25 protein-coding genes are annotated in these 22,916 nt (G+C 60.1%); 13 read left to right on the top strand and 12 right to left on the bottom strand.

The annotated features are described in order from the left end of the window. Positions 1 to 11: 11 nt before the first annotated feature. The 4 genes from ACZ1HH_RS07305 to ACZ1HH_RS07290 all read left to right on the top strand — a co-directional run bounded on the left by ACZ1HH_RS07305 (position 12) and on the right by ACZ1HH_RS07290 (position 1,871). A complete protein-coding gene (locus tag ACZ1HH_RS07305; RefSeq protein ID WP_011538857.1) occupies positions 12 to 404 on the top strand; it encodes a glyoxalase superfamily protein in 393 nt (130 codons plus the stop codon). 120 nt (positions 405 to 524) lie between these two features. Then, the gene (locus ACZ1HH_RS07300; protein WP_011538856.1) at positions 525 to 911 is read left to right on the top strand and encodes an NADH:ubiquinone oxidoreductase subunit NDUFA12; all 387 of its coding nucleotides are present in this window, start codon (positions 525 to 527) and stop codon (positions 909 to 911) included. Positions 912 to 981: 70 nt separating this feature from the next. Then, positions 982 to 1,434, top strand: a complete 453-nt coding sequence (mlaD, locus tag ACZ1HH_RS07295; protein ID WP_472636257.1) for an outer membrane lipid asymmetry maintenance protein MlaD — start codon at positions 982 to 984, stop codon at positions 1,432 to 1,434. Continuing rightward, entirely contained in the window at positions 1,434 to 1,871 is a 438-nt protein-coding gene (locus ACZ1HH_RS07290) for a DUF2155 domain-containing protein (protein WP_011538854.1), read from the top strand. The genes mlaD and ACZ1HH_RS07290 overlap by 1 nt, the downstream gene beginning before the upstream one ends. Here the strand turns inward: ACZ1HH_RS07290 and aat are convergent. The 9 genes from aat to ACZ1HH_RS07245 all read right to left on the bottom strand — a co-directional run bounded on the left by aat (position 1,835) and on the right by ACZ1HH_RS07245 (position 10,638). Continuing rightward, complete coding sequence (gene aat, locus ACZ1HH_RS07285; RefSeq protein ID WP_472636256.1) at positions 1,835 to 2,467, bottom strand: leucyl/phenylalanyl-tRNA--protein transferase; 633 nt, start codon at positions 2,465 to 2,467, stop codon at positions 1,835 to 1,837. The genes ACZ1HH_RS07290 and aat overlap by 37 nt on opposite strands. Before the next feature lie 65 nt (positions 2,468 to 2,532). Further along, on the bottom strand, positions 2,533 to 3,882 hold the full coding sequence (gene accC, locus ACZ1HH_RS07280) for an acetyl-CoA carboxylase biotin carboxylase subunit (RefSeq protein ID WP_416368510.1): 1,350 nt from the start codon (positions 3,880 to 3,882) through the stop codon (positions 2,533 to 2,535). 9 nt (positions 3,883 to 3,891) lie between these two features. Further along, the gene (accB, locus tag ACZ1HH_RS07275; protein WP_011538851.1) at positions 3,892 to 4,383 is read right to left on the bottom strand and encodes an acetyl-CoA carboxylase biotin carboxyl carrier protein; all 492 of its coding nucleotides are present in this window, start codon (positions 4,381 to 4,383) and stop codon (positions 3,892 to 3,894) included. Positions 4,384 to 4,556: 173 nt separating this feature from the next. After that, a complete protein-coding gene (locus ACZ1HH_RS07270) occupies positions 4,557 to 5,105 on the bottom strand; it encodes a LuxR C-terminal-related transcriptional regulator (protein ID WP_416368509.1) in 549 nt (182 codons plus the stop codon). A gap of 211 nt (positions 5,106 to 5,316) precedes the next feature. Continuing rightward, the gene (locus tag ACZ1HH_RS07265; protein WP_472636255.1) at positions 5,317 to 6,072 is read right to left on the bottom strand and encodes an ABC transporter ATP-binding protein; all 756 of its coding nucleotides are present in this window, start codon (positions 6,070 to 6,072) and stop codon (positions 5,317 to 5,319) included. Positions 6,073 to 6,090: 18 nt separating this feature from the next. Continuing rightward, positions 6,091 to 6,846 carry an ABC transporter ATP-binding protein gene (locus tag ACZ1HH_RS07260; protein ID WP_011538848.1) on the bottom strand — a complete coding sequence of 252 codons (756 nt, stop codon included), beginning with the start codon at positions 6,844 to 6,846 and terminating at the stop codon, positions 6,091 to 6,093. A 10-nt stretch (positions 6,847 to 6,856) separates the two neighbouring features. After that, positions 6,857 to 8,056 carry a branched-chain amino acid ABC transporter permease gene (locus ACZ1HH_RS07255; RefSeq protein ID WP_011538847.1) on the bottom strand — a complete coding sequence of 400 codons (1,200 nt, stop codon included), beginning with the start codon at positions 8,054 to 8,056 and terminating at the stop codon, positions 6,857 to 6,859. A gap of 4 nt (positions 8,057 to 8,060) precedes the next feature. Continuing rightward, positions 8,061 to 9,092 (bottom strand): branched-chain amino acid ABC transporter permease, encoded by a 1,032-nt coding sequence (locus tag ACZ1HH_RS07250; protein WP_011538846.1) that lies wholly within the window; start codon positions 9,090 to 9,092, stop codon positions 8,061 to 8,063. A gap of 199 nt (positions 9,093 to 9,291) precedes the next feature. Then, a complete protein-coding gene (locus ACZ1HH_RS07245; protein WP_011538845.1) occupies positions 9,292 to 10,638 on the bottom strand; it encodes a substrate-binding protein in 1,347 nt (448 codons plus the stop codon). Positions 10,639 to 10,876: 238 nt separating this feature from the next. Between ACZ1HH_RS07245 and ACZ1HH_RS07240 the strand changes: the two genes are divergently transcribed. The 5 genes from ACZ1HH_RS07240 (at position 10,877) to ACZ1HH_RS07220 (ending at position 17,170) form a co-directional block, all read left to right on the top strand. Next, positions 10,877 to 12,208, top strand: a complete 1,332-nt coding sequence (locus ACZ1HH_RS07240) for a short-chain fatty acyl-CoA regulator family protein (protein WP_487320223.1) — start codon at positions 10,877 to 10,879, stop codon at positions 12,206 to 12,208. 98 nt (positions 12,209 to 12,306) lie between these two features. Further along, positions 12,307 to 12,720: a response regulator transcription factor gene (locus ACZ1HH_RS07235; RefSeq protein WP_011538843.1), complete on the top strand. Its 414-nt coding sequence runs from the start codon at positions 12,307 to 12,309 to the stop codon at positions 12,718 to 12,720. A 10-nt stretch (positions 12,721 to 12,730) separates the two neighbouring features. Next, the gene (locus tag ACZ1HH_RS07230; RefSeq protein ID WP_472636254.1) at positions 12,731 to 13,144 is read left to right on the top strand and encodes a hypothetical protein; all 414 of its coding nucleotides are present in this window, start codon (positions 12,731 to 12,733) and stop codon (positions 13,142 to 13,144) included. Next, the gene (locus ACZ1HH_RS07225) at positions 13,141 to 15,831 is read left to right on the top strand and encodes an ATP-binding protein (RefSeq protein ID WP_472636253.1); all 2,691 of its coding nucleotides are present in this window, start codon (positions 13,141 to 13,143) and stop codon (positions 15,829 to 15,831) included. Before ACZ1HH_RS07230 ends, ACZ1HH_RS07225 begins: the two co-directional genes overlap by 4 nt. A gap of 76 nt (positions 15,832 to 15,907) precedes the next feature. Continuing rightward, a complete protein-coding gene (locus ACZ1HH_RS07220; RefSeq protein WP_472636252.1) occupies positions 15,908 to 17,170 on the top strand; it encodes a FliM/FliN family flagellar motor C-terminal domain-containing protein in 1,263 nt (420 codons plus the stop codon). A gap of 156 nt (positions 17,171 to 17,326) precedes the next feature. Here the strand turns inward: ACZ1HH_RS07220 and ACZ1HH_RS07215 are convergent, their stop codons facing one another. After that, the gene (locus tag ACZ1HH_RS07215; protein WP_472636251.1) at positions 17,327 to 17,755 is read right to left on the bottom strand and encodes a protein tyrosine phosphatase family protein; all 429 of its coding nucleotides are present in this window, start codon (positions 17,753 to 17,755) and stop codon (positions 17,327 to 17,329) included. 281 nt (positions 17,756 to 18,036) lie between these two features. On the opposite strand from ACZ1HH_RS07215, the gene ACZ1HH_RS07210 reads away from it, so the two are divergent. Continuing rightward, a complete protein-coding gene (locus ACZ1HH_RS07210) occupies positions 18,037 to 18,252 on the top strand; it encodes a hypothetical protein (RefSeq protein ID WP_011538838.1) in 216 nt (71 codons plus the stop codon). Positions 18,253 to 18,293: 41 nt separating this feature from the next. On the opposite strand, the gene ACZ1HH_RS07205 is transcribed toward ACZ1HH_RS07210, so the two are convergent. Then, a complete protein-coding gene (locus ACZ1HH_RS07205) occupies positions 18,294 to 18,509 on the bottom strand; it encodes a hypothetical protein (protein ID WP_011538837.1) in 216 nt (71 codons plus the stop codon). A gap of 207 nt (positions 18,510 to 18,716) precedes the next feature. On the opposite strand from ACZ1HH_RS07205, the gene ACZ1HH_RS07200 reads away from it, so the two are divergent. The 3 genes from ACZ1HH_RS07200 (at position 18,717) to preA (ending at position 21,979) form a co-directional block, all read left to right on the top strand. After that, positions 18,717 to 18,983: a DUF2312 domain-containing protein gene (locus ACZ1HH_RS07200; RefSeq protein ID WP_005609905.1), complete on the top strand. Its 267-nt coding sequence runs from the start codon at positions 18,717 to 18,719 to the stop codon at positions 18,981 to 18,983. A gap of 292 nt (positions 18,984 to 19,275) precedes the next feature. Next, on the top strand, positions 19,276 to 20,610 hold the full coding sequence (locus ACZ1HH_RS07195; protein WP_472636250.1) for an NAD(P)-dependent oxidoreductase: 1,335 nt from the start codon (positions 19,276 to 19,278) through the stop codon (positions 20,608 to 20,610). Between the two features lie 64 nt (positions 20,611 to 20,674). After that, on the top strand, positions 20,675 to 21,979 hold the full coding sequence (gene preA, locus ACZ1HH_RS07190; protein ID WP_472636249.1) for an NAD-dependent dihydropyrimidine dehydrogenase subunit PreA: 1,305 nt from the start codon (positions 20,675 to 20,677) through the stop codon (positions 21,977 to 21,979). 286 nt (positions 21,980 to 22,265) lie between these two features. Here the strand turns inward: preA and ACZ1HH_RS07185 are convergent, their stop codons facing one another. Continuing rightward, the gene (locus ACZ1HH_RS07185) at positions 22,266 to 22,877 is read right to left on the bottom strand and encodes a TetR family transcriptional regulator C-terminal domain-containing protein (protein WP_472636248.1); all 612 of its coding nucleotides are present in this window, start codon (positions 22,875 to 22,877) and stop codon (positions 22,266 to 22,268) included. Positions 22,878 to 22,916: the final 39 nt, after the last annotated feature.

The following is a 22,916-nucleotide window of genomic DNA, read 5'->3' as shown; positions in this document are numbered from 1 at the left end:
GCGCGCGACAGATGGAGCAGACTTCGCAAACGGTGACCATCCGCCCCGCCATTCCCGTGGTTCGAATTTTTGATCTGCAGAAGGCGCGCGACTACTATATTGATTATTTGGGGTTTTCTCTGGATTGGGAGTATCAGCACGAAGAGGATCTTCCGATCTATATGCAGATCTCGCGGTCAGGCTGCATCCTGCACCTGAGCGAACATCACGGGGATGCCACGCCGGGCTCTACCTGTTTTGTCCCCATCGACAATGCCATGGCGCTTCATGCGGAACTGGGTGAAAAACGCTATCGCAACATCAAACCGGCGCTTGATGCGATGCCGTGGGGGCTGCAGATCACGGTGACAGATCCCTTTGGCAACCGTTTACGCTTCTGTGAGCAGCGCTCTCGTGGCAGCTAAGGGACGCGAAAGCGTGGCGATCTTGCTGTTTCCCGCCGCTCTATTCACCACTTGACCGCGAACCACTGGACCTCGGGTCGAGAATGGGCCATATCGGGGGAGAGATTTTCGGAGGGACCCATGGGAATCCTGAATTCGCTTTTGCAGGCCGTGACTTGGTGGAATGGCGCCACGCTCAACACAATGATCTACACCCGCCGCAAGGGGGTTAAGGTCGGTGAGGACGATCAGGGCAACGTATTCTATCGCAACGCAGATGACAGCCGTCGCTGGGTGATCTTCAATGGCGAGGCAGAGGCGTCGCGCGTCAGTGCCGACTGGCATGGCTGGTTGCACCGCACTTTTAACGAAGTGCCGAGCGAGAAGCCGCTGAAACACAAGGATTGGGAAAAGCCGCATCAGGAAAACCTGACTGGCACCATGCTGGCGTACGCGCCGGCGGGCTCGATCCGCGCGGGTGGCACGCCAAAACCGCGCAGCGATTACGAGGCTTGGAGCCCCGAATAAGTTTACGCCAAAGGGACGCGCGGATATTGCCCGACGTCCCTTTGCGATCTGGCCAAAAGGCAGGTTTGTAATGACCCATTCCACAACCGAAGTGCTGACCGGTGGCCTTGTGCTGGCCGTGGCGGCAGGGTTTGCGTTTTATGCCGCACAGGCTGCGGGCCTTTCGCGCGGCGGCGAGAGCTACCCGCTGACGGCTTCCTTCCGCTCGCTGGAAGGGGTGAGTGTCGGGACCGATGTGCGTCTTGCTGGCGTGAAGATCGGAACCGTGACGGATGTGGCGCTCAATGCGGAAACCTTTCGCGCGGACACGACCTTTTCGGTGGATAAAACCATCATGATCCCCGACGACAGCGCCATCGTGATTGCGTCAGAGGGGCTGCTTGGTGGAAACTTCGTCGAAGTGATGCCAGGCGGTTCGCCCTTCAACCTTGAGGCCGGTGATGAGATCGTGGACACCCAAGGGGCGGTGAGCCTGATTTCTCTGCTGGTTAAATTTGTCTCCGGTGGCGGTGACGAATCCTGATGAAGCGCCTGATCACACTCGCTTTTTGCCTTCTGGCATCGGCGCCGCTTTCGGCTCAGACGATCTCGGTCGAGGAGCTTGACCCGGTGATCGTGCAGCCGCGCGTCCCCGAAAGCCGTGAACGTGTTGAACGCATCGAGGCAACCGAGGGTACACTTACGAGCCTGCGCGGGCTAGATAAGGTCAACGGCAAGAGTGTCGATGTCGAGGTGCAGACCGGTGGCACGGCAGAGATCTTCGGCTTGATCGTGACTTTGCGCGAGTGCCGCTATCCAACAGAGAACCCCTCGGGGGATGCTTTTGCGTACCTGACGATCCGGGATCGCCAGGACGGCAAAGTGTTCTTTGATGGTTGGATGATTGCATCGAGCCCCGCGCTCAACGCACTCGATCACCGCCGTTACGACGTCTGGGTTCTGCGCTGCAAGAGCACCTGAGGTGACGGGAGCGCGGGAGAGATGAAATCTCCCGGCTGGTCCAGCGCCTCGGCGAGCCTTCTGCGATAAGCCGCGCGGCTGATTTCCCGCCCCCCAAGCGACGCCAGATGAGGCGTGATGAACTGGGTGTCACATAGAATGTAGCCGCCTGCGTTCAGACGATCCACGAGATAGGCGAGCGCGATCTTGGAGGCATCTCGCCGACGCGAGAACATGCTTTCGCCAAAAAAGGCGCCCCCAAGTGAGACGCCGTAGACGCCCCCCACCAGCGCATCGTCCATCCAGACTTCGAGAGAGTGAGCAAATCCGTCGTGATGCAGCTCTTGGTAACGGTCAGAGATTTCACCGTTGATCCAGGTCTCTTCGCGATCGGCACACCCCTGCACCACGCCCGCAAAATCGCGGTTTACGCTGATGCTGTAATCATCGCGGCGAAGGCGTTTGGCCAGAGAACGAGAAATCCGAAAACCGTCCAAAGGCAGAATGCCACGGCGCTTTGGATCGACCCAGAACACCTCTGGATCGTCGCGGCTCTCCGCCATGGGGAAGACGCCGTTCGCGTAAGCATGGAGCAGGAGATCAGCGCTGAGCGTCATAGATTAGCCTAGCACGGGATAGCGGAGGGGCGGAGGTATTTGACCGCCGCCCCCAGAAAGATGTCTCAGGCCTGAAGGTTGGCTTCAAGCCATTTTTCCAGCCAGTGAATGTTGTACTCACCGGTGTGGATGTCTTTTTCCTGCAAGAGCGCGTGGAACAGCGGAACCGTGGTATCGATCCCGTCCACAATGAGCTCGCCCAGCGAGCGGCTGAGACGCGCAAGGGCCTCTTCCCGGTCGCGCCCGTGGACGATCAGCTTGCCGATCAGGCTGTCGTAGTACGGCGGGATCGAGTAGCCGTCATAAAGCGCCGAATCCATCCGCACGCCAAGGCCGCCGGGGGCATGATATGCGGTGATCTTACCCGGGCAGGGCGAGAAGTTCGGCAGCTTTTCGGCATTGATGCGCACTTCGATGGCGTGACCGTTGATGATCAGATCATCCTGCGTGAACGAGAGCGGCAGGCCAGAGGCAACGCGGATCTGTTCACGCACCAGGTCGACGCCAAAGATGGCTTCGGTCACAGGGTGTTCCACCTGCAGGCGGGTGTTCATCTCGATGAAGTAGAACTCTCCATCCTCATATAGGAATTCGACGGTACCCGCACCGGAGTAGCCCATCTTGCCGATCGCATCCGCGCAGATCTTGCCGATCTTGGCACGCTCTTCCTCGGTGATGCAGGGGCCGGGAGCCTCTTCAAAGACCTTCTGGTGGCGCCGCTGCAAGGAGCAGTCGCGCTCGCCCAAGTGTACGCCGCCGCCTTTGCCATCACCAAAGACCTGGATCTCGATGTGGCGCGGACGCTGGAGGTATTTCTCCATGTAGACTTCGTCGTTGCCAAAGGCCGCTTTGGCTTCTGAGCGCGCGGTCTGGAACGCTTGAACCAGATCTGCTTCGGTCTGGGCCACTTTCATGCCGCGCCCGCCGCCACCGGCGGTGGCCTTGATGATCACCGGATAGCCCATGTCAGCGGCGACCTTTTTTGCGGTCTCCACATCGGGCACACCGCCGTCAGATCCCGGCACACAAGGAATGCCGAGCGCTTTTGCGGTGTCTTTTGCGGTGATCTTGTCGCCCATCTGGCGAATATGTTCTGCGGAGGGGCCAATGAAGGTCAGCCCGTGGTCCTCGACGATCTGCACAAAATTGGCGTTCTCGGAGAGAAACCCGTAGCCCGGGTGGATCGCCTGAGCGCCCGAAATTTCGCAGGCGGAGATGATCGCGGGGATCGACAGATAGCTCTGGGCGCCTGACGGTGGGCCAATGCAGATCGACTCATCGGCCATGCGCACATGCATGGCATCGGCGTCGGCGGTGGAGTGCACCGCAACGGATTGGATGCCCATCTCGCGGCAGGCACGGATCACGCGCAGCGCGATCTCACCCCGGTTGGCAATTAAGATTTTGTCAAACATGGCAGGGCCTTACTCGACGATGACGAGCGGATGACCAAACTCGACCGCGGCGCCATCTTCAACAAGGATGCGCTTCACGGTGCCCGATTTGGGGGCCGGGATATGGTTCATGGTCTTCATTGCTTCGACGATCAACAGGGTGTCGCCTTCGCTCACTTGCTGACCCACGGACACAAAGGCAGAAGCGCCCGGCTCGGGTGCGAGATAGGCGGTGCCCACCATCGGGGAGGTCACAGCGCCGGGGTGATTGGCGGGATCGTCGGATGCGGGCGCTGCGGCTGCGACAGCGGCGGGCGCTGCGGCGGCCGGGGCAGGCGCGGGGGCTGCTGCGACGTGAACCGGCGCGGCGGGGGCGGGGTGCTGGCGGGAGACGCGCACATTCAGGCTGTCATCTTCCGCGTAGTCGCGCTTGACCTGAAGCTCGGTCAGGTCGTTTTCGCGCAAAAGCTCCGCCAGAGCCTTGATGAACGCCACATCTGCTTCGTGAGATTTATTTGTCATTGTGTTCCTCGGCAGGGTCCTGTCTGGCCCCGAATGCGTCCGGGGCGGAAATTTTTGGCCTTATAAGCCATAGCTGACCATAAGGAAAGCGTGCTTGATTGCCTCTGAAGATGAGGGGGAAAGCCTCTCTTTTCAATCATTTTTGCAGGGAAATATCGGCCTCTCTGCGGGCTTCAAAGGGGCATGCCACTGAGTTTGGCGACCAGTTCGGGCAGCTTCTTGGCGTTGAATTTCACCAAGAGACGCGCCCGGTGAGTCTCTACCGTACGATAGGAGAGATCCAGCTTGAGGCCGATTTCCTTGGCCGAGAGCCCCCGACAGGTGAGGATCGCGACTTCGCGTTCGCGTGGGGTCAGGCTGACAACGGGGCGCTCCTCGGAGAGATCGGCAAAGGACCATACACCGGCCTGAAACGGGCGCGCACCGTCGAGGGACCGCCCGCGCACCCGGCACCAGAACAGCGCGCCCGACGTGCGACGCATAATGCGTTCGTCGTGGTAGATTCCGCTTTGTGATTCCGGCAACTGCAAGATCTCGCCTATGCGCTGGTAATCCTCGGCGCTGGGATAAAGCGCAGCAATCGGTGTCTCGCAAAGCGCCTCTGGGGAGGCATCAAAGATCTCGGCAAAGAGCAGATTGCACCGCTTGATGATGCGATGTTCCAAAAGCGCAAGTCCAACAGGCGCATAGTCAAAAGCGGGATCAGTTGCGGGATCAGACATGGCCCGGTTCTAAAGCGGGCCTTGGCGCAAGGGAAGGGCGCATGTGTGTCACGGCCGCAAGGTCTGCCCACCCCCGTCGAAGTGTGTAAAAAAAGCCGGACCTGAAAACAGGCCCGGCCCAGGTCGTGTGAGTGGCAGGGATGTGCCGCTCACGACGGAGTAACCAGATGGCGCGCCGGCGGCGTCACCTTTTCAGCGTCCGATCCGCAGATCAGATCGCGAGGTATTCAGAACGCAGTTCTTCGTTTTCGAGAACCTCGGCCGCGGAGCCGTCAAAGACGATCCCGCCTGTGTCGAGGATCACCGCCCGATCAGCCAGTTGCAGTGCCCGCACCGCGTTTTGCTCGACGAGGATGGTGGTCATGCCCTGTTCCTTGATGTGGATGAGGGTCTTTTCGATCTCGTCCACGATCACCGGGGCCAGACCCTCGTAGGGTTCGTCGAGCAACAGCACCTTGATGTCGCGGGCCAGGGCGCGCGCAATCGCAAGCATTTGCTGTTCGCCGCCCGAGAGTGTCACGCCCTCCTGCTTGCGCCGCTCGCCCAGACGCGGGAAGAGCTCGTAGAGGCGCTCGATCGACCAGCCGATTGGTGGGGCAATCTGTGCCAGCTGCAGGTTTTCCTCGACCGTAAGACCGGGAATGATGCGGCGATCTTCGGGCACCAGACCCAAACCGGCAGTGGCGGCCTCGTGGCTTTCCATCAGGTGCAGCGGCTGGTGATCGAGCCAGATCTCGCCCCGTGTTACCATCGGAGAGCCGATGCGCGCGATGGAGCGCAGGGTCGAGGTCTTGCCCGCGCCGTTGCGGCCCAGAAGGGCGAGGATTTCGCCCTCATGCACATTAAAGTTGATGCCCTGCACGATGTAGCTCTCGCCGTAGTAGGCATGCACATCCCAAACCGACAGAAAAGCGGGCGCGGTGGCCGCATGGTTGGCGCTTTTGGAGAAATCCGGTTTTACGTTCATGGTCTTGTCCTTTCTCCGTTACGCGGTTTCGCCGAGGTAGGCTTCGCGCACCTTCGGGTTGCCCCGGATGTTTTGCGGGTCGTCCTCCACGAGGGGGGTGCCCTGCGCCAGAACAGTGATCCGATTGGCAAGCGAGAACACCACATGCATGTCATGTTCGATGATGGCGATGGTGATGTCGCGCTCGTCCGAGATCTGTTTCAACAGGTCGATGGTGTTGTTGGTGTCGGCCCGCGCCATACCGGCGGTGGGCTCATCCAAGAGGAGCAGCCGTGGCTCCTGACTGAGACACATGCCGATCTCCAGCCGCCGTTTGTCCCCACGCGAGAGCGAGGCCGCGTGCATATGGCGTTTGTCGGCCATATTCATCTCCACCAGCATCGCTTCGGCACGGTCCAGAATGTCGCGCTGCGACATCACTGCGGCAATTGCATTCAGCTCAAACGCGCCGTCCCGTTTCGCCAGGCAGGGGATCATCATGTTTTCAAGAACCGTCAGATCTCCAAAGATTTCAGGCGTTTGAAAGACGCGGCTGATGCCCATCTGGTTGATCTCATAGGGCGCGCGACCGAGCACTGACTGGCCGTCGAACATCACTGACCCGGTGTCGGGGATCAGCTTGCCGACGAGACAGTTCAGCAGGGTGGATTTGCCGGCCCCATTGGGGCCGATGATGGCGTGGACCGAGTTCTCCTTGACGGAGAGGTTCACATCCGACAGCGCCTGGAGGCCACCAAAGCGTTTGCCGACGTTTTTGACTTCGAGAATGCTCATGAGGGTCTCCTTATTCCGCCGGATTGGTGTTGCTCTGCTTGGCGTCAGACTTCTTGCGCCCCTTGAGCCAGTTTCCGACCCGCTGTCCGCCTTCCACAAGGCCGCCGGGGAGGTAGATCACCACCAGCATGAAGAGGATGCCAAGCGTCAGGTGCCAGCCCTTGCCGATAAAGGGGTGGATGATGAAAACCACAAAGTCCTCAAGCCCATCCGGCAGGAAGCTGAACCAGCTGTGCAGCACGTTGTCGTTGATCTTGGAGAAGATGTTCTCGAAGTATTTGATGAAGCCTGCGCCCAGAACCGGACCGATCAGCGTGCCAGCCCCACCAAGGATGGTCATCAGAACGACTTCGCCCGATGCGGTCCACTGCATCCGCTCCGCGCCAGCCAGCGGGTCCATGGAGGCCATGAGACCACCGGCGAGCCCCGCGTACATGCCAGAGATCACAAAGGCCGCAAGCATATAGGGACGGGAGTTGAGACCAGTGTAGTTCATCCGCTGCTGGTTGGATTTCACCGCCCGCAGCATCATCCCAAAGGGCGAGCGGAAGATACGGATCGCGAGATAGAACGATGCAAGCATCACCAGCGCGCAGAAGTAGTAGCCAAAGTTGAAGGTAAAGGACCAGCCGCCGATCACCAGCTCTGCACTGTCGCGCATCTCCAGCCCAAAAAGGCTCGGGACCGGGATATTGCCCTCGGCGGTCTGGCTGGCGCCGAGAATGCGCGGATCATCCAGCGCCAACTGCAGGCCCGTTTCACCGCCCGTGATCGGGGTCAGAACCGAATAGGCCAGCGCAAACATCATCTGGGCAAAGGCCAGGGTCAGAATGGAGAAGTAGATCCCCGAGCGCCGCAGGCTCACAAAACCGATCACCAGCGAAAAGAGACCGGAGACCAGAACCGACAGCACGATGGCGGGCAGCACGTTCATGCTCAGGAGTTTGAACATCCAGACGGCTGCATAGGACCCCACCCCGAGAAAGGCCGCGTGACCAAAGGAGAGGTAGCCGGTGAGGCCAAAGAGGATGTTGAAGCCGATGGCAAAGACACCAAAGATCACAAAGCGCTGCATCAGGTCCGGATAGCCCGCGTTGAACTGCGCCATGGCGCTGTCGACGGGGAAGGGGTTCAGGATGAACGGGGCGAACATGGTCAGAACAGCCACGATCATGAGAAGTTTGAGATCGGTTTTTTCCAGTTTGAACATGTCCTTAGTCCTCCATCACGCCTTTGCGGCCCATCAATCCACGGGGGCGGGTGAGAAGAATGATGATGGCGACCAGATAGATGATGACCTGGTTGATGCCCGGGATGATGTCGATGACCTCGCGCATGGAGGCAAAGCTCTCGAGCACGCCCAGAAGGAAGCCGGCCAGCACCGCACCGGGCAGGGAGCCCATGCCGCCGACAACCACCACCACAAAGCTCAGCACGAGGAAGTCCATGCCCATGTGATAGTTGGGCGAGTTGATCGGCGTGTACATCACCCCGGCAAGCCCTGCGACGGCGGCGGCCACACCAAAGATGATGGTAAAGCGGCGGTCGATGTTGATCCCCAGAAGCCCCACGGTCTCGCGGTCGGCCATGCCTGCACGCACCACCATGCCAAAGGTTGTGAACTGCAGGAAGGCAAAGACGCCGCCAATGATCACTGCTGCGAAACAGAAGTAGATGATGCGCCAGTAGGGGTAGATGATGAGGTTGGGGTCGAACCCGAGTGCAGCCCCAAAGTCGAGCGAGCCTTTGAAGGCTTCGGGCGCCGGGGTCGGGATCGGGTTGGCACCGTAGAAATATTTGATCACCTCCTGCAGAACGATCGCGAGACCAAAGGTCACAAGGATCTGGTCCGCATGGGGGCGCTTGTAGAAATGCTTGATGAGACCGCGTTCCATGATCACGCCCACGGCAATCATGATCGGGATCGCAAAAAGCACCGACAGCGGCACCGACCAGTCGATGATCGCATTCCCCATCTCGACGCCAAAGATGTCGTGCACATAAGGCACCTCAACTTTCAGCGGATTGCCGAGGAAGTCGGTTTTGGTTTCATCAATGATCGTATGGCTCAGCGTCAGGATGCGCGACAGCGTCACTGCACAGAAGGCCCCAATCATGAACAGCGCGCCATGGGCAAAGTTTACAACGCCCAGCGTGCCGAAAATCAATGTCAGACCCAGCGCGATCAGCGCATAGGCCGAGCCCTTGTCGAGCCCGTTCAGGATTTGGAGGATTATTGCGTCCATCGTCCCACCCTTCGGAAGTGTGAGTGCAAGGTGAACAAGGCCCGGAGGGCAGAGGGCTCAAAACCGCATTGGTTCTTAACGGGGTCCCGCCGGGGGCTTGTCGTTGGGTGCTGGCGACCAGGGCAGCGGGCCGTCTTGCAGTGGCCCGCTACCTGTTTTTGTTCACCAAACAGTGTTTAGAAGTCGTTCGTTCCGGCGATTAGGCGCCGTTGTTGCAGGTGCCGAGCGCACCGCCCTGGAACTGCGGGTGGTTCGGGTCATAGGTGACCTGGCCAACCGGGGTGACTTCGACGATTTCGAGAAGGTCGAACTCCGAGGTCGGGTTCTCTTTCCCTTTCACAACCAGCACGTCCTTGAAGCACTGGTGATCGGCGCCACGATAGAGCGTCTTGCCGTTGCCCAGACCGTCGAACTCATAGTCCTCGAGCGCTTCTGCCACGGCGCAGGGCGCAAAGGAGCCAGCGCGTTCAACCGCGTCTGCATAGAGCAGGGTCTGCACATAGCAGGTGTGAGCGGCCTGGCTCGGCGGGAAGCCGTATTTGGTGCCGAAGGAGCGTACAAAGGCCTTGGAACCTTCGTCCTGCAGCGACCAGTGCCAGTTGGTGGAGCCGAAGATGCCCTTCACGTTGGCGCCCGCACCTTTCGCCATCAGGCGGGAGTAGAGCGGAACAACGATCTGGAAGTCCTTGCCGTTCACCTGCTTGTCGCGCAGGCCGAACTGCACCGCGTTGGTGAGAGAGTTCACCATGTTGCCGCCGTAGTGGTTCAGAACCAGCGTGTCGGCACCGGACTGCAGAACCGGGGCGATATAGGACGAGAAGTCGGTCTGGGTCAGCGGTGTTTTCACCGCAGCCACGGTTTCCCAGCCCATCGCTTCGGTGGAGGACCGGACTGCTTCTTCGGTGGTATAGCCCCAGTTGTAGTCGGCGGTCAGGTGATAGGCCTTACGGTCGGTGCCGTAGGCATTCGCCAGCACCGGCGCCAGCGCCGCACCAGACATGTAAGAGTTGAAGAAGTGGCGGAAACCATTGGCCCGCTTGTCTTTGCCGGTGGTGTCATTGGAGTGGGTAAGACCCGCCATGAAGATCACGCCTGCCTCTTGGCAGAGCGCCTGCACGGCCACAGCCACACCTGATGACGAGCCGCCCGTGATCATGATCGCACCGTCTTTTTCGATCATGGATTTGGCAGAGGCGCGCGCCGCATCGGATTTGGTCTGGGTATCGCCGGTGACATATTCGACTTTCTTGCCCAGGATGCCATTGCCCTGCAGTGCCTTGGAGCTGAAGGTGGTGAGCATGCCGCCATCGCCACCGCCGTTCAGGTGCTCGACCGCCAGCTCATAGGCGCGCAACTCGTCCGCACCTTCATCGGCGTAAGGGCCGGTCTGCGGGACGTTAAAGCCGAGTGTAACAGTGCCGCCAGTGGGGTTGTTGGTGAATGCATGCGCGCTTTGGGCCGTAAAGATGGTCGGCATGGCGAGCCCTGCACCCGCGACCGCACCGGTTCTCAGCAGGCCGCGACGGCTTACGTCTGACTTGGACATTTAAATTCCTCCCTAGGATTAAAAAAGGCGATGAGCGACTCCTCACTTTCACGCATCACCTTGCAACATTGTGCAAAATGAGTATGGGGGTGTGTTGTAAATCACCGCAATAAAACGCTTGTTTTGAATGTTTTTTCTGTAAAGAAATGTAAAGTGAAGGCGGTGTTGCGGTAAATTTTCTTATTCTGCCGCGCAGAAAGCCGTTGATAACGTGGCGTTTTGCAACAGGAGGCACCTCATGCCCGGAGACAGTCTGACAGGCAGCCGCATCCGCGAGAGGCGCATGATGCTGGGGTTGCGCCAGGCCGACCTGGCCCGTGATGCGGGCATCTCGGCCTCTTACCTCAATCTCATCGAGCACAACCGCCGCAGAATCGGCGGCAAACTCCTTGTGACCCTGGCGCAGGTGCTTGGCGTCGAGCCTTCTCTTCTGACAGAAGGGGTCGAGGCGACGCTTGTGGCGTCCCTGCGCGAGGCTGCGGCAGAAGCGCGCACGCCGATGGTCGAACTCGATCGGGTGGACGAGTTTGCAGGCCGTTTTCCCGGTTGGGCCGAGGTGCTGGCACAAACCCATGGTCGCATCGGCGCGCTGGAACGTACCGTTCGGTCGCTCTCCGATCGCCTCACCCATGACCCGCACCTCGCCGCCTCGCTCCACGAGGTGCTTTCAACAGCCGCTGCGATCCGGTCCACGGCGGGCATTCTCGCAGAGCCCGGAGAGCTCGAAGCAGAATGGCGTGACCGGTTTCACAAGAACCTCGATCAGGATGCGCAGCGTTTGGCGGACAGCAGCCGCGCGCTGGTCCGGTTTCTGGATGAAAGCGATCAGGACGGCGAGCGGCGCGGAATTCCGCAAGAGGAAGTGGAGGCGTTTCTCGTCGCTCGCGAGTTCCATTTCCCCGAACTAGAAGAGGGCACCGCAAGCCCGCGCGAGCTTGTGCAATCGGTGAGCGAGCTTGAAAGCACCGCTGCCCGCAAGCTTGCCGAGGCGGCCTTGGAGGTCTACCGCGAGGACGCCGAACGCATGCCGATGGCCGCGCTGACGGCCGCCATTGCGCGACACGGTCTGGTGCCGGGCAAACTGGCACAGGCGTTGGATGTGGAAATCTATCGCCTCTTGCGCCGCCTTGCGATGATGCCAGAGGATGTTCTGGGGGTGCCGGTCGGGCTGGTGATTTGCGACGCCTCCGGTTCGATCTTGCTGCGCAAGCCCGTCGCGGGGTTTCCCCTGCCGCGCTTTGGCGCTTCCTGTCCGCTCTGGCCGCTGTTCACCGCGCTTTCGCAACCGGGGGTGCCGATCCAGCGAAACGTGCATCAAGAGGGGCGCGCGGCGCGCGACAGCACCTGTTTCGCGATCTCCTGGCAGGCCGAGCCTGCGGACTTTGATCGCGACCCCGTCCTCCGCTCGGTGATGCTGATCTTGCCGTCTGAGCAGCCAGACCACCCCCCCGCCGCAGGCTCGCGCCCGGTAGGGGCGAGCTGCAGGATCTGTGCGCGGCGCGGATGCGCAGCAAGGCGCGAGCCGTCGATTTTACGCGATGCGAGAGGCGCCAGGTTAACGCAACTCTAACTGCTGGGTGACAGCCGCGCTGCTTTCATGCAAAGATTGCTACCGCACCCGGAGGAACCGGTAATACGGTGTGGTGCTTGGGGAGGACAAGGACATCAATGGCTGGACGAGTCGTTTTGATTGAAGACGAAGCCAATATCGCCGAGGCGATCCGCTTCTTGTTGTCGCGCGAGGGGTGGCAGGTCGATGTGCATGCCGATGGCGGCACCGCGGTTTCCGTGATCGAAGCCAAAAAACCCGATCTGGTGATTTTGGATCTGATGCTGCCGGGCAAGAGTGGCATGGAAATTATCCGTGAACTCAGGGAATTGAGCGCGTTTTCGGATCTGCCTGTGTTAATGCTGACCGCACGCGGGCAACTCAAGGACCGCGAAATGGCAGAGCGCGCCGGTGTGACCCGTTTTATGACCAAGCCGTTCTCCAACACCGAAGTGTTGACGGCCGTGCGCGATCTTGATGCGCAGGCGCGGCAGTCTCAGGCGCAGGCAGCAGCCGTGCGCGACGCCGGCTGAGCCGCGCGGGATGATCCGATCTGATGGCGCAGGCAGCAAGGACGAGCTGCGCGCTCCTTTTGTGGAGCGCCGGACGTATCGCCGTCGTCGCCTGATGGATATTGCCCGGATTGCGCCAATCCTTGGAGCGCTGCTGTTTCTGGTGCCGCTGCTATGGCCAGAGCCGTCTGGCCCAGAGGCGTCGCAGGCCGCCGGCAGCATGTCCGGTGCAATGATTTACATCTTTGGGGTCTGGATCGGGCTCATACTCTTTAGCGTTGGATTTTCCGTCGCGGTCAGGCTTTGGGCGGTCCATTGGACGGGGGTCGGGGCGCCGACCGACACTGCGGATGTGCTGGCCCCGCGCGCCCTGCCAGAGACTGGGCTCGAGCGGACAGACACGCCTCGCCCCGCCGACAGCAGCGACCCGGTGGGTGATGCATGACCTCGCTCAACCTTCTGGCAGTCGTGAGCATTGGCTATGTGGCCCTGCTGTTCATGGTGGCCTTTTGGGCGGACCGGCAGGCGCTGCGGGGGCGAAGCGCGCGCTTTATGCGCTCACCACTGATCTACACGCTGTCGCTGTCGATTTACTGCACGGCCTGGACGTTTTACGGCGCAGTTGGCTATGCGGCGCGCTCCGGCATGGAATATGTCACCATCTATCTGGGGCCGACCCTGGTGATGATCGGCTGGTGGTGGGGGCTGCGTAAACTGGTGCGGGTCGGGCGCAGCCAGCGCATCAGTTCGATTGCCGATCTGCTCTCGGCGCGATACGGCAAATCCAACGTGCTGGCCATCGGAGTCACGGTGCTCGCGGTGGTGGGGGTCACGCCCTATATTGCGCTGCAATTGCAATCTATCACTCTTTCGGTCGCGATCTTTGCCGAGGCCGACCCCTCTCGCGGCCACAATGAATCCGGCACGGTGTTCTGGATTGCGATGGGCCTTGCCTGCTTTGCCATCCTCTTTGGGACGCGCAACCTCAACGCCAACGAGCGCCACCACGGCGTCGTGATGGCCGTCGCCCTTGAGGCGGTGGTCAAGCTCATTGCGCTGGTGGCGGTGGGCGTGTTCGTGGTCTGGGGCATCGCTGGCGGGATCGAGGAAACTCTTGCCCGCATCGACCGCTCTCCCATCGGGCATTGGCAGGTGGACGGCGGGCGCTGGACGGCGATCACCTTTCTGGCAGCGGCGGCCTTTGTCTGCCTGCCGCGCATGTTTCAAGTGATGGTGGTGGAGAACGAGGACGAACGCCACCTACGGGTCGCGGCCTGGGCCTTTCCGACTTATCTCCTGCTCATTTCGATCTTTGTGGTTCCAATTGCGGCGATCGGGCTTGAGCTTTTGCCGCAGGGCTCCAATCCGGACCTCTTTGTGCTCGCCTTGCCCCTGTCCCAAGGGCAGAACGGTCTGGCCATGCTGTCATTTCTGGGCGGGTTTTCGTCGGCCACGTCGATGGTGATTGTCGCCGCCATGAGCCTGTCGACGATGGTTTCAAACCACATTGTGATGCCGATCTGGTTGCGCTCGACCGGGGCCTTCAAAGGGGCGTCGGTTTCTGGCGATGTGCGCTCGGTCGTGCTTTTTGCGCGGCGTTTTTCCATCGCCGCGATCATGGCGCTCGGCTATGCCTACTATCAGATCTCGGGCGGCGGCGCAGCGCTGGCCGCCATCGGTCTGATCGCTTTTTCGGGCATCGCGCAGATCCTGCCCGCGCTGGTGGGAGGGCTGTTCTGGCGCGGTGCCACACGCGCAGGCGCGCTTGCGGGGCTGACCATCGGCTTTGTGGTCTGGAGCTATACACTCTTGCTGCCAGAGGTCGCCGGAGGCGTCTTTTCCAATGCCACGCTGTCGGAAGGGCCGTTTGGAGTCGGATGGTTGCGCCCGCAGGCGCTCTTTGGGATCGAGGGCTTTGACCCCATCGTCCATTCTGTCCTCTGGTCCATGAGCCTCAATGTGGCAGCCTTTGCGCTGGTTTCGGTTCTGAGCTTTCCAAGCCCCATGGAGCGTCTCCAGGGCGCGCAGTTCGTGCATGTCTTTGACCACTCGGCAGGCCCTGGTGGCTGGACTGGCTCGGTGGCACAAAGCGAAGATCTGATGATCATGTCCCAACGCATCCTCGGCCCCGAAGAGGCACAGAAGTTCTTTCAGGCGGCGCTGGAACGTCAAGGAGGCCCGGGGCCGTTGCCGGAGCCGACACCGAGTTTTCTCGAGCAACTGGAGCGCGAACTCAGCGCCTCGATTGGGGCGGCGGCTGCCCATGCGATGATCGGCCAGATTGTCAGCGGTGCAGCGGTGTCCGTCGAGGATCTCCTGGCGGTGGCGGACGAATCGGCACAACTTCTGGAATACTCGAGCCGCCTTGAGGCGCAATCAAAAGAGCTCTCGCGCACCGCGCTGCAGTTGCGGGAGACCAACCAGAAGCTAACCCGTCTCTCTGAGCAGAAAGATGCGTTTCTCTCTCAGGTCAGCCACGAGCTGCGCACGCCGATGACATCGGTACGTGCCTTTTCCGAAATCCTGCGCGATGAGCCCTCCCTCAATCCCGATGAGCAGCATAAATACGCATCGATCATCCATGACGAGGCCCTGCGCCTCACAAGGTTGCTCAACGATCTGCTGGATCTGAGCGTTCTGGAGAGCGGGTCCGTTTCGCTCAATGTTTCGCGCCGGTCTCTGGGCGATGTGCTGGATCATGCGTTGTCCTCGGCGCTGGCGGGCGCGGAGGGTCCGCTGCGGGTGGTGCGGGATCGCAATTCCGAGACTGTGGAGATTGAAACCGACGTCGACCGGCTGGCGCAGGTCTTCATCAATCTGATCGCCAATGCGCAGAAATACTGCACTGCAGCTGCGCCGGAGTTGCGCATCAATGTGCGGGTCTTTGCGAACCGGGTAGATGTTGAATTCATCGACAATGGCGCTGGAATCCCTGCGGATTTTCGCGAAATGATCTTTGAGAAATTCTCACGCGTGACACCCGAACGCGCAGGAGGGGCAGGTCTTGGGCTGGCGATCTGCAAGGAGATCATGCGCAAGCTGGGTGGTGATATTCATCTGCTTGCGACGCAAAAAGGGGCCGCTTTTCTGGTCTCTTTGCCACGAGAGACGAAAATAGAAGAAATCCTCTGAAATTTGTAAAGGTCTTGGTAACCAGCGCTGGGATAGAACCGTCTGCATACGGGTGCGGAAGGCTTCGGGTTCATTTATGACGGATAAGGATCAAACTGAGGAAGGCAATCGCGCGGTCGGGGGACTGGCGCGCAAACTTGCAGCCTCAAAAGAGGGCACTGCCGGGACCGGCGGCTCGCTTACGCTCAAGGCCTTGCGCAGATCGGTGGCGCGGGCTGCCGAGGATCTGTGCGAATTGCCCATGGCAGTGATCGCGGCACGTCAGACCAACCGCGTGCCCGAGGATCTGACCGGCCTTCTTTCCGATAAACACCTACTTGTGGTTCTGGATTGCCCTGCAGGACGGATTGGTGCTGCGACACTGGATGCAGCGGCGGTTACAGCTCTGATTCAACAGCAGACCATGGGTACCGTGCTGGGCATGTCCGGGGATGAGCGCAATTATACGCCCACGGACGCCGCCATGGTGGCGGAATTCCTTGAAAAGCTGTTTGCCAAGGTCTCGAGCCTGCTCGAAGACCAGACCGACCTGAGCATCTTCGAAGGCTATCGCTTTGGCGCGCAGGTCGAAGATGTGCGCACCCTTGTGCTCGGTATGGAAGCCGAGGATTACCGGGTCATCAATCTCAACGTCGATCTCGCGACCGGCAAGATGCAGGGCGAAATCTGTCTGGTGCTGCCGGAACCGTCTGTCGATGAATATGACGAGGCCAACGCGATCCGTGGCCCGCGTCTGGGGTCGAGCGTTGGCTCCATGCGGGCGGAACTGACGGCGGTCCTGTGCAAGATGCGCGTGCCTTTGCGCCAGTTCTCCACCCTCAAAGTGGGAGAGCTCTTGCCGCTCGATCAGGCCTATCTCTACGAGACCGATTTGATTGCCATCAATGGTCAGGCCATTGCAAAGGGACGGTTGGGGCAGATGAATGGCGCGCGTGCCGTGCGTCTGGATCAGCAGCGCACCCGTCTTGTGCCTCATAACGAAGGCAGTTTTTCCGACGGGATCGGTCATGGTGGGGCGCCAGCGCTCGAAGACAACACGCTTGATCTCTCGATTGCCGCGCATGGTCTGCAGGAACCCGGTGATGGCCTTGGTGGCGATCTCGGTGGCATGATGGGCGGCGACCTAGGTGGCGATTTGGGCGGTGATCTTGGCGGCGACCTCGGAGGCGATTTTGGCGGCGGCCTTGAAGGGGGCGACTTGCCCATGGGCGATTTTGACGCCATGGGAGAGCTGCCCGAACTGCCCATGAATGACCTTGGTGATTTTAACGCCGATGACACGGCGGCCGAGATCTCGGAGCTTGCTGGTCTGTCTGATCTTTCAGAGACCGGAACATAACCACAGCGCCGCGGGGCGCATCAGCTCTCTTGGAAAAATATGGCCCACGGTGGACACCGCGGGCCGTCATTGCGACTGATCTTCGTCAGGGCGTTTCCTTCGCGTCATGCCGGGACAATCGCCCGGAGATCCGCGCTCGGGAATCCGTGGCGGAGACTACCCCTTAAGGGCCTCAAGCGTGGGGCGCAGGCCCGAAAGATCATACCCAGCCTCCTGCGTGGTCGACATGATGTCATCCACCGAAATCTCTGGATTGGCCACCTGACCCAGCGCCCAGATCACGGAACACCGCGTGCCCGAGGCGCAATACGCCAGCACCGGACCTTCTGAACTTTGGACAAAAGCGCCTTGTTTTTCAACGTTTTCCGGCGTCATCGTCTGGTGGGTGAGCGGCAGGACCTGAAAAGACAACCCGGCGTCTTCGACTGCAGCGCGGATCGTCTCCGCCTGATGGCTGGGCGGGACTTCTGCATCAGGTCTGTTGCAGATCACCGTTGTAAAACCGGCGGCTTTGATTGCGGGAATATCCTCCACGGAGATCTGCGGAGAAACCGAGTAGCGGGGGGTCAATGTGCGTGCATCCATGCGGTATCGTTTACGCCTTTGTCCCGCATTGGTCTAGATCGAAGCGCCGTACCGGTTCGATCTCGGGCATGGGTTTTGGTCCTGCAGGACCGGAATACACGCAACGCAATTGGGCAACGTGCCTTTTATTGCAGCCTTAACGCTTGGAATGCGTCAATTTGCGGAATTGCAGGGGCACATAGATTGCCCCACCTTTTGATTTGAGTAGACTTGATCGACGCAGCGCGTGCCAGGCTGCAAATACAGGGGGCTTTGGTTGACCTGTAAGGGAGGAGTAACGAATGACATCGCAACAGTTGATTGAACGTGCCTGCGATCTTGAGCAGGAGATCCGCACCGCGTCTGAGGCCGCTCGGCAGGATCTGCATCAAGAATTTGCACGCATTCTGCGACGGATCGAAGCGGCCGGCGTGCCGGTGCCCGGGCATCTGCGTCGCACGGAACAAGTGCTGAACGACGAATTGGTCGAAAGCCAGTTTGACAACATGCCGATCTGACCGGTGCTGCGTGGCCTGATGCTGCATCAGGCCACGGGTGTTCAGCGCAGGAACAGCCCGACCATCACCAGCATCAGCCCAAGCACCGAGAGCAACAAGGCGCCGAGGTTCTTGGGCAGAACCGACTGCAAGACGTCGCGCAACTCGTCATCGGTCAACCCCTTGCGTTTGGCGCGTACGACGGTCCACACGCACCACACCAGCCCCACCATACCCAGGATCGACAGGCCGCCACCGGCCCAAATCAGGTATTCCATCGCTTGCCATCCTCTTGCCACTGCGCACTTGGCTCACGTTATGCGCCTGCGCTCTCACGGGTGAACAAGCGCCTACAAGAGTGGTCGCGCCACTGCAAGCAAATGCAGGCGAACTCCAGTCTTGCGAGGCGTGCAGCAGCCCTGTATCCCTCTGCCTCAACCGGGTTCAACCGGAGCAGTTGAGGCAATTTGCACGAGGGCCATCCCATGGACATGACCGAAGATGAAAAGAGCGAAAACTACCGCGTGACGGCTGGCGAACTGCGTCAGTTTGTCGAACGGTTCGAGCGTCTGGACGAAGAGAAAAAGGCGATCGCCGAGCAACAGAAAGAGGTCATGGCCGAAGCCAAGGGGCGCGGGTATGACGTCAAGGTTCTGCGCAAGATCATCGCCCTGCGCAAGCGCGATGAAAACGACATCGCCGAAGAAGAGGCGGTTCTCGAGATGTACAAAGAGGCGCTTGGTATGTCCTGATCAGGGCATTTCAGTGTGGTTTTGGAACGGGGATCTGGGGCAACTCAGATCCCCGTTTTGCGTCTGAAGCCCCCGGTTCGCTCTCATCTTGCAACAATATTCGAATGTGCCACAGTTTTGGGCACTATGATTTTGCGAACAATATCAAGCCTCAAGCGCGAGATTTTCATCCCGCAATGCAGAATAATGCAGCCTCTCTAAATTTTACCAGTTGATAAAAAAATCGCCTGTGGCACTGTGTGGATAACAAGAAGACATCACTGACTGTCCAATTTCAGCAAGGAGACACCCAATGGCAGTAGGCCACCAGGTATCCGGCGTGCGTTCTGAGCGATTGAGTGCCCAGGAAATCGCCGAGAACTTCGCAGATCTTCACGCGCCTTATGACGCGCATGAAGCCGCGGTTGCAGCGGATCGCTGCTATTTCTGTTACGACGCGCCCTGCATGACGGCCTGTCCGACAAGCATCGACATCCCGCAGTTCATTCGTGAAATTCAGGCAGGCCATGCCGAGAGCGCGGCCAAGACCATTCTGGAGCAGAACATCCTTGGCGGGATGTGTGCGCGGGTTTGTCCGACAGAGACGCTCTGCGAGGAAGTCTGCGTGCGTGAAGTGGCCGAAGGCAAGCCGGTCGAGATCGGTCGCCTTCAGCGCTATGCCACGGATATGCTGATGGAAAAGGGCGCGCACCCCTTTACCCGTGCTGCGGCGACAGGCAAGCGGGTCGCGGTCGTCGGTGCGGGGCCTGCCGGGCTTGCGGCGGCGCACCGGTTGGCTATGCACGGTCATGAGGTGACAATCTACGAGTCCAAACCCAAGGCGGGCGGCCTCAATGAATTTGGCATCGCCGCTTATAAATCCACCAATGATTTTGCTGCGCGCGAGGTCGAGTGGCTGCTCCAGATCGGTGGGATCACCATCGAGTACGGTCAGGGCCTCGGCGCGGGCCTCACGCTTGACGGGCTTCAGGCGGATTTCGACGCGGTGTTCCTGTCTGTCGGGCTGCAGGGCGTCAACGCGCTGCGCGCAGAAGGTGAAGACAAGGACGGCGTGCGCGATGCGGTGGATTTCATTGCCGAACTGCGCCAGGCCGAAGATCTGCGCGCGCTTCCGGTTGGGCGCAATGTGGTGGTGATCGGCGGCGGTATGACCGCTGTAGACGCGGCCGTGCAGTCCAAACTCTTGGGTGCCGAGAATGTGACCATCGCTTATCGTCGAGGGCGCGACGCCATGGGCGCAAGCCGTTTTGAGCAGGATCTCGCGGCCTCCAAGGGCGTGAAACTGATGTTCAACGTGATGCCCAAGGCGATCCATGGCAACGGCGCCGCCGCAGAGATCGAGCTCGAGTACACCGAAATCGTTGACGGGCGCGTGAAAGGCACCGGAGAGACCCTCCGCCTTGCTGCGGATCAGGTGATGAAGGCCATCGGTCAGACGCTCGAAGGCCAGCCGGATGCACTGGCGCTTGAGGGCGGCAAGATCAAAGTCTCCGAGACGGGCAAAACCTCCGTCTCCGGGGTCTGGGCCGGGGGCGACTGTGCCTCTGGCGGCGATGATCTCACGGTCACTGCCGTTGCCGAGGGTCGCGATGCGGCCGAAGATATCCACGCAAGCCTGATGGGCTGAAGCCGCTATGCGCCGCTCCCCCTGGTGGGGCGGCTTGCATAGTTAGCAAATAGGGAGAGATCAAATGGCTGATCTTACAACAGAATTCCTCGGTATCAAATCGCCGAACCCTTTCTGGCTGGCCTCCGCGCCGCCCACCGACAAAGAATATAACGTGCGCCGCGCCTTTGAGGCGGGCTGGGGCGGTGTGGTCTGGAAGACCCTCGGCGCCGAAGGGCCACCGGTCGTCAACGTGAACGGGCCGCGCTATGGCGCGATCTGGGGGGCGGACCGCCGTCTTCTGGGGCTCAACAACATCGAACTGATCACGGATCGCCCGCTGGATGTGAACCTCGAGGAGATGACCCGCGTCAAGAAGGACTACCCGGATCGCGCGCTGATTGCGTCGATCATGGTGCCCTGTGAAGAGGCGGCTTGGAAAGCGATCCTGCCGCGTGTGGCGGAAACAGGATGTGACGGGATCGAGCTCAACTTTGGCTGCCCGCATGGGATGGCCGAGCGCGGCATGGGCTCTGCGGTGGGGCAAGTTCCGGAATACATTCAGATGGTCACCGAATGGTGCAAACAGTATTATGACAAGCCGGTGATCGTGAAGCTCACGCCCAATATCACCGACATTCGTCATCCGGCGCGGGCCGCGAAGGCCGGCAATGCCGATGCTGTGTCTCTGATCAACACCATCAATTCGATCACCTCGGTCAACCTTGATGCAATGTCGCCCGAACCGATGATTGGCGGCAAGGGCACCCATGGCGGCTATTGCGGCCCGGCGGTGAAACCGATCGCCATGAATATGGTGGCCGAAATTTCCCGCGATCCGCAAACCGCAGGTCTGCCTATTTCGGCCATTGGCGGCGTGACAACATGGCGCGATGCGGCGGAGTTCATCGCTCTTGGGGCTGGCAATGTGCAGGTTTGCACGGCGGCCATGACCTATGGGTTCAAGGTCGTTGAAGAGATGATTTCGGGCCTGTCGGATTGGATGGACGAGAAGGGCTATTCCTCGATCGAGGACTTCCGTGGCATGGCGGTTCCGAATGTGACCGACTGGCAGTATCTGGACCTCAACTATGTGACCAAGGCCAAGATCTCTCAGGATGACTGCATCAAATGCGGACGTTGCTATGCGGCCTGCGAGGATACCTCGCATCAGGCAATTGCGATGTCTGCGGATCGGACCTTTACCGTGAAGGACGACGAATGCGTGGCGTGTAACCTGTGCGTCAACGTCTGTCCGGTTGAAGGCTGTATCACCATGGAAGAGGTTGCCGTGGGCGCCATTGATGAACGCACCGGCAAGGTGGTGAGCGGCGAATATGGCAACTGGACCCAGCACCCCAATAATCCGTCTGCAACGGCTGCGGAATAAACAAAAAGGGCGGGGGAGCTCCCGCCCGTTGCGGATGCCGGTCTGAAACCGGCACCCGCTCCCGTTGGGCCAAGCGCCGCGCGTTGCGCGGCGCTTTGTCGTTTCAACTGGATCAACCGGCCTGAGGCCAGCGGAGTGAATTTCTGGGGGGCTCTGGGGGCACTATTGACCTGAGAGGCCGACGTAAGTGACTTGCGCAGGCAGATCTATCTTGGGAGGTGATGCCGGTTCGAGGGGCAGGATCTATACACGCCGCCGTCTTCTGGCCAGGGCGCGGGGGCTCGGATCAGGGCGGGGTCAACATCCTGCGATAGAGCGTGTCGAGAAACTCCGGCGCGGCTTCAAACGGATCTTCGGGGGTCATCAGCGCCTGCACCTGGACCTCGAAATCGGCGTAGTGTTGTGTAAGCGACCAGATCGAAAACAACAGATGGCGCGGGTGAACCGGGGCGATCTTGCCGGCTTCCATCCAGTTCTGGAAAATCAGTTCGGTCTTGTCCACCAGCGCACGCAGGTCGGTCGAAAGCGTGTCGATCATGCGCGGTGCGCCTTGCACGATCTCATTGGCAAAGAGACGGCTTTCGCGCGGCATGCTCTGACTCATCTGCAATTTGCGCTGCACATAGCCGAGGATTTCCTCCATCGGTTCGCCATCCGGGTCGATTTCATGCAAGGGCGCCAGCCAATCGTCCAGAAGCTTTGACAAAAGCTCTGTAAAGATCGCTTCTTTTGAGGGGTAATAATAGAGCAGATTGGGCTTTGAAAGACCGGCGGCGGTGGCCACCTGATCTACCGTGGAGCCACGAAACCCATGTTGGGAAAACACTTCCAGAGCGGCCTCTAAGATATTGGCACGGTTTCGTTTTTGAATTCTCGTGGGGCTGCGGTCTGAGGCCATATCGTGCCGATTCTTTCTCTTGCTGTGAGAGGTCGCGAA

This window comes from Epibacterium sp. HA2-3 (assembly GCF_055693725.2).
This window is presented reverse-complemented; position numbering and strand designations above follow the sequence as displayed.

What these genes read in the sequence shown, in the direction of transcription:
- ACZ1HH_RS07305 (WP_011538857.1), top strand. Translation starts at nt 12, where the DNA reads ATGGAGCAGACTTCGCAAACGGTGACCATCCGCCCCGCCATTCCCGTG.
- ACZ1HH_RS07300 (WP_011538856.1), top strand. Translation starts at nt 525, where the DNA reads ATGGGAATCCTGAATTCGCTTTTGCAGGCCGTGACTTGGTGGAATGGC.
- mlaD (WP_472636257.1), top strand. Translation starts at nt 982, where the DNA reads ATGACCCATTCCACAACCGAAGTGCTGACCGGTGGCCTTGTGCTGGCC.
- ACZ1HH_RS07290 (WP_011538854.1), top strand. Translation starts at nt 1,434, where the DNA reads ATGAAGCGCCTGATCACACTCGCTTTTTGCCTTCTGGCATCGGCGCCG.
- aat (WP_472636256.1), bottom strand. Translation starts at nt 2,467, where the DNA reads ATGACGCTCAGCGCTGATCTCCTGCTCCATGCTTACGCGAACGGCGTC.
- accC (WP_416368510.1), bottom strand. Translation starts at nt 3,882, where the DNA reads ATGTTTGACAAAATCTTAATTGCCAACCGGGGTGAGATCGCGCTGCGC.
- accB (WP_011538851.1), bottom strand. Translation starts at nt 4,383, where the DNA reads ATGACAAATAAATCTCACGAAGCAGATGTGGCGTTCATCAAGGCTCTG.
- ACZ1HH_RS07270 (WP_416368509.1), bottom strand. Translation starts at nt 5,105, where the DNA reads ATGTCTGATCCCGCAACTGATCCCGCTTTTGACTATGCGCCTGTTGGA.
- ACZ1HH_RS07265 (WP_472636255.1), bottom strand. Translation starts at nt 6,072, where the DNA reads ATGAACGTAAAACCGGATTTCTCCAAAAGCGCCAACCATGCGGCCACC.
- ACZ1HH_RS07260 (WP_011538848.1), bottom strand. Translation starts at nt 6,846, where the DNA reads ATGAGCATTCTCGAAGTCAAAAACGTCGGCAAACGCTTTGGTGGCCTC.
- ACZ1HH_RS07255 (WP_011538847.1), bottom strand. Translation starts at nt 8,056, where the DNA reads ATGTTCAAACTGGAAAAAACCGATCTCAAACTTCTCATGATCGTGGCT.
- ACZ1HH_RS07250 (WP_011538846.1), bottom strand. Translation starts at nt 9,092, where the DNA reads ATGGACGCAATAATCCTCCAAATCCTGAACGGGCTCGACAAGGGCTCG.
- ACZ1HH_RS07245 (WP_011538845.1), bottom strand. Translation starts at nt 10,638, where the DNA reads ATGTCCAAGTCAGACGTAAGCCGTCGCGGCCTGCTGAGAACCGGTGCG.
- ACZ1HH_RS07240 (WP_487320223.1), top strand. Translation starts at nt 10,877, where the DNA reads ATGCCCGGAGACAGTCTGACAGGCAGCCGCATCCGCGAGAGGCGCATG.
- ACZ1HH_RS07235 (WP_011538843.1), top strand. Translation starts at nt 12,307, where the DNA reads ATGGCTGGACGAGTCGTTTTGATTGAAGACGAAGCCAATATCGCCGAG.
- ACZ1HH_RS07230 (WP_472636254.1), top strand. Translation starts at nt 12,731, where the DNA reads ATGATCCGATCTGATGGCGCAGGCAGCAAGGACGAGCTGCGCGCTCCT.
- ACZ1HH_RS07225 (WP_472636253.1), top strand. Translation starts at nt 13,141, where the DNA reads ATGACCTCGCTCAACCTTCTGGCAGTCGTGAGCATTGGCTATGTGGCC.
- ACZ1HH_RS07220 (WP_472636252.1), top strand. Translation starts at nt 15,908, where the DNA reads ATGACGGATAAGGATCAAACTGAGGAAGGCAATCGCGCGGTCGGGGGA.
- ACZ1HH_RS07215 (WP_472636251.1), bottom strand. Translation starts at nt 17,755, where the DNA reads ATGGATGCACGCACATTGACCCCCCGCTACTCGGTTTCTCCGCAGATC.
- ACZ1HH_RS07210 (WP_011538838.1), top strand. Translation starts at nt 18,037, where the DNA reads ATGACATCGCAACAGTTGATTGAACGTGCCTGCGATCTTGAGCAGGAG.
- ACZ1HH_RS07205 (WP_011538837.1), bottom strand. Translation starts at nt 18,509, where the DNA reads ATGGAATACCTGATTTGGGCCGGTGGCGGCCTGTCGATCCTGGGTATG.
- ACZ1HH_RS07200 (WP_005609905.1), top strand. Translation starts at nt 18,717, where the DNA reads ATGGACATGACCGAAGATGAAAAGAGCGAAAACTACCGCGTGACGGCT.
- ACZ1HH_RS07195 (WP_472636250.1), top strand. Translation starts at nt 19,276, where the DNA reads ATGGCAGTAGGCCACCAGGTATCCGGCGTGCGTTCTGAGCGATTGAGT.
- preA (WP_472636249.1), top strand. Translation starts at nt 20,675, where the DNA reads ATGGCTGATCTTACAACAGAATTCCTCGGTATCAAATCGCCGAACCCT.
- ACZ1HH_RS07185 (WP_472636248.1), bottom strand. Translation starts at nt 22,877, where the DNA reads ATGGCCTCAGACCGCAGCCCCACGAGAATTCAAAAACGAAACCGTGCC.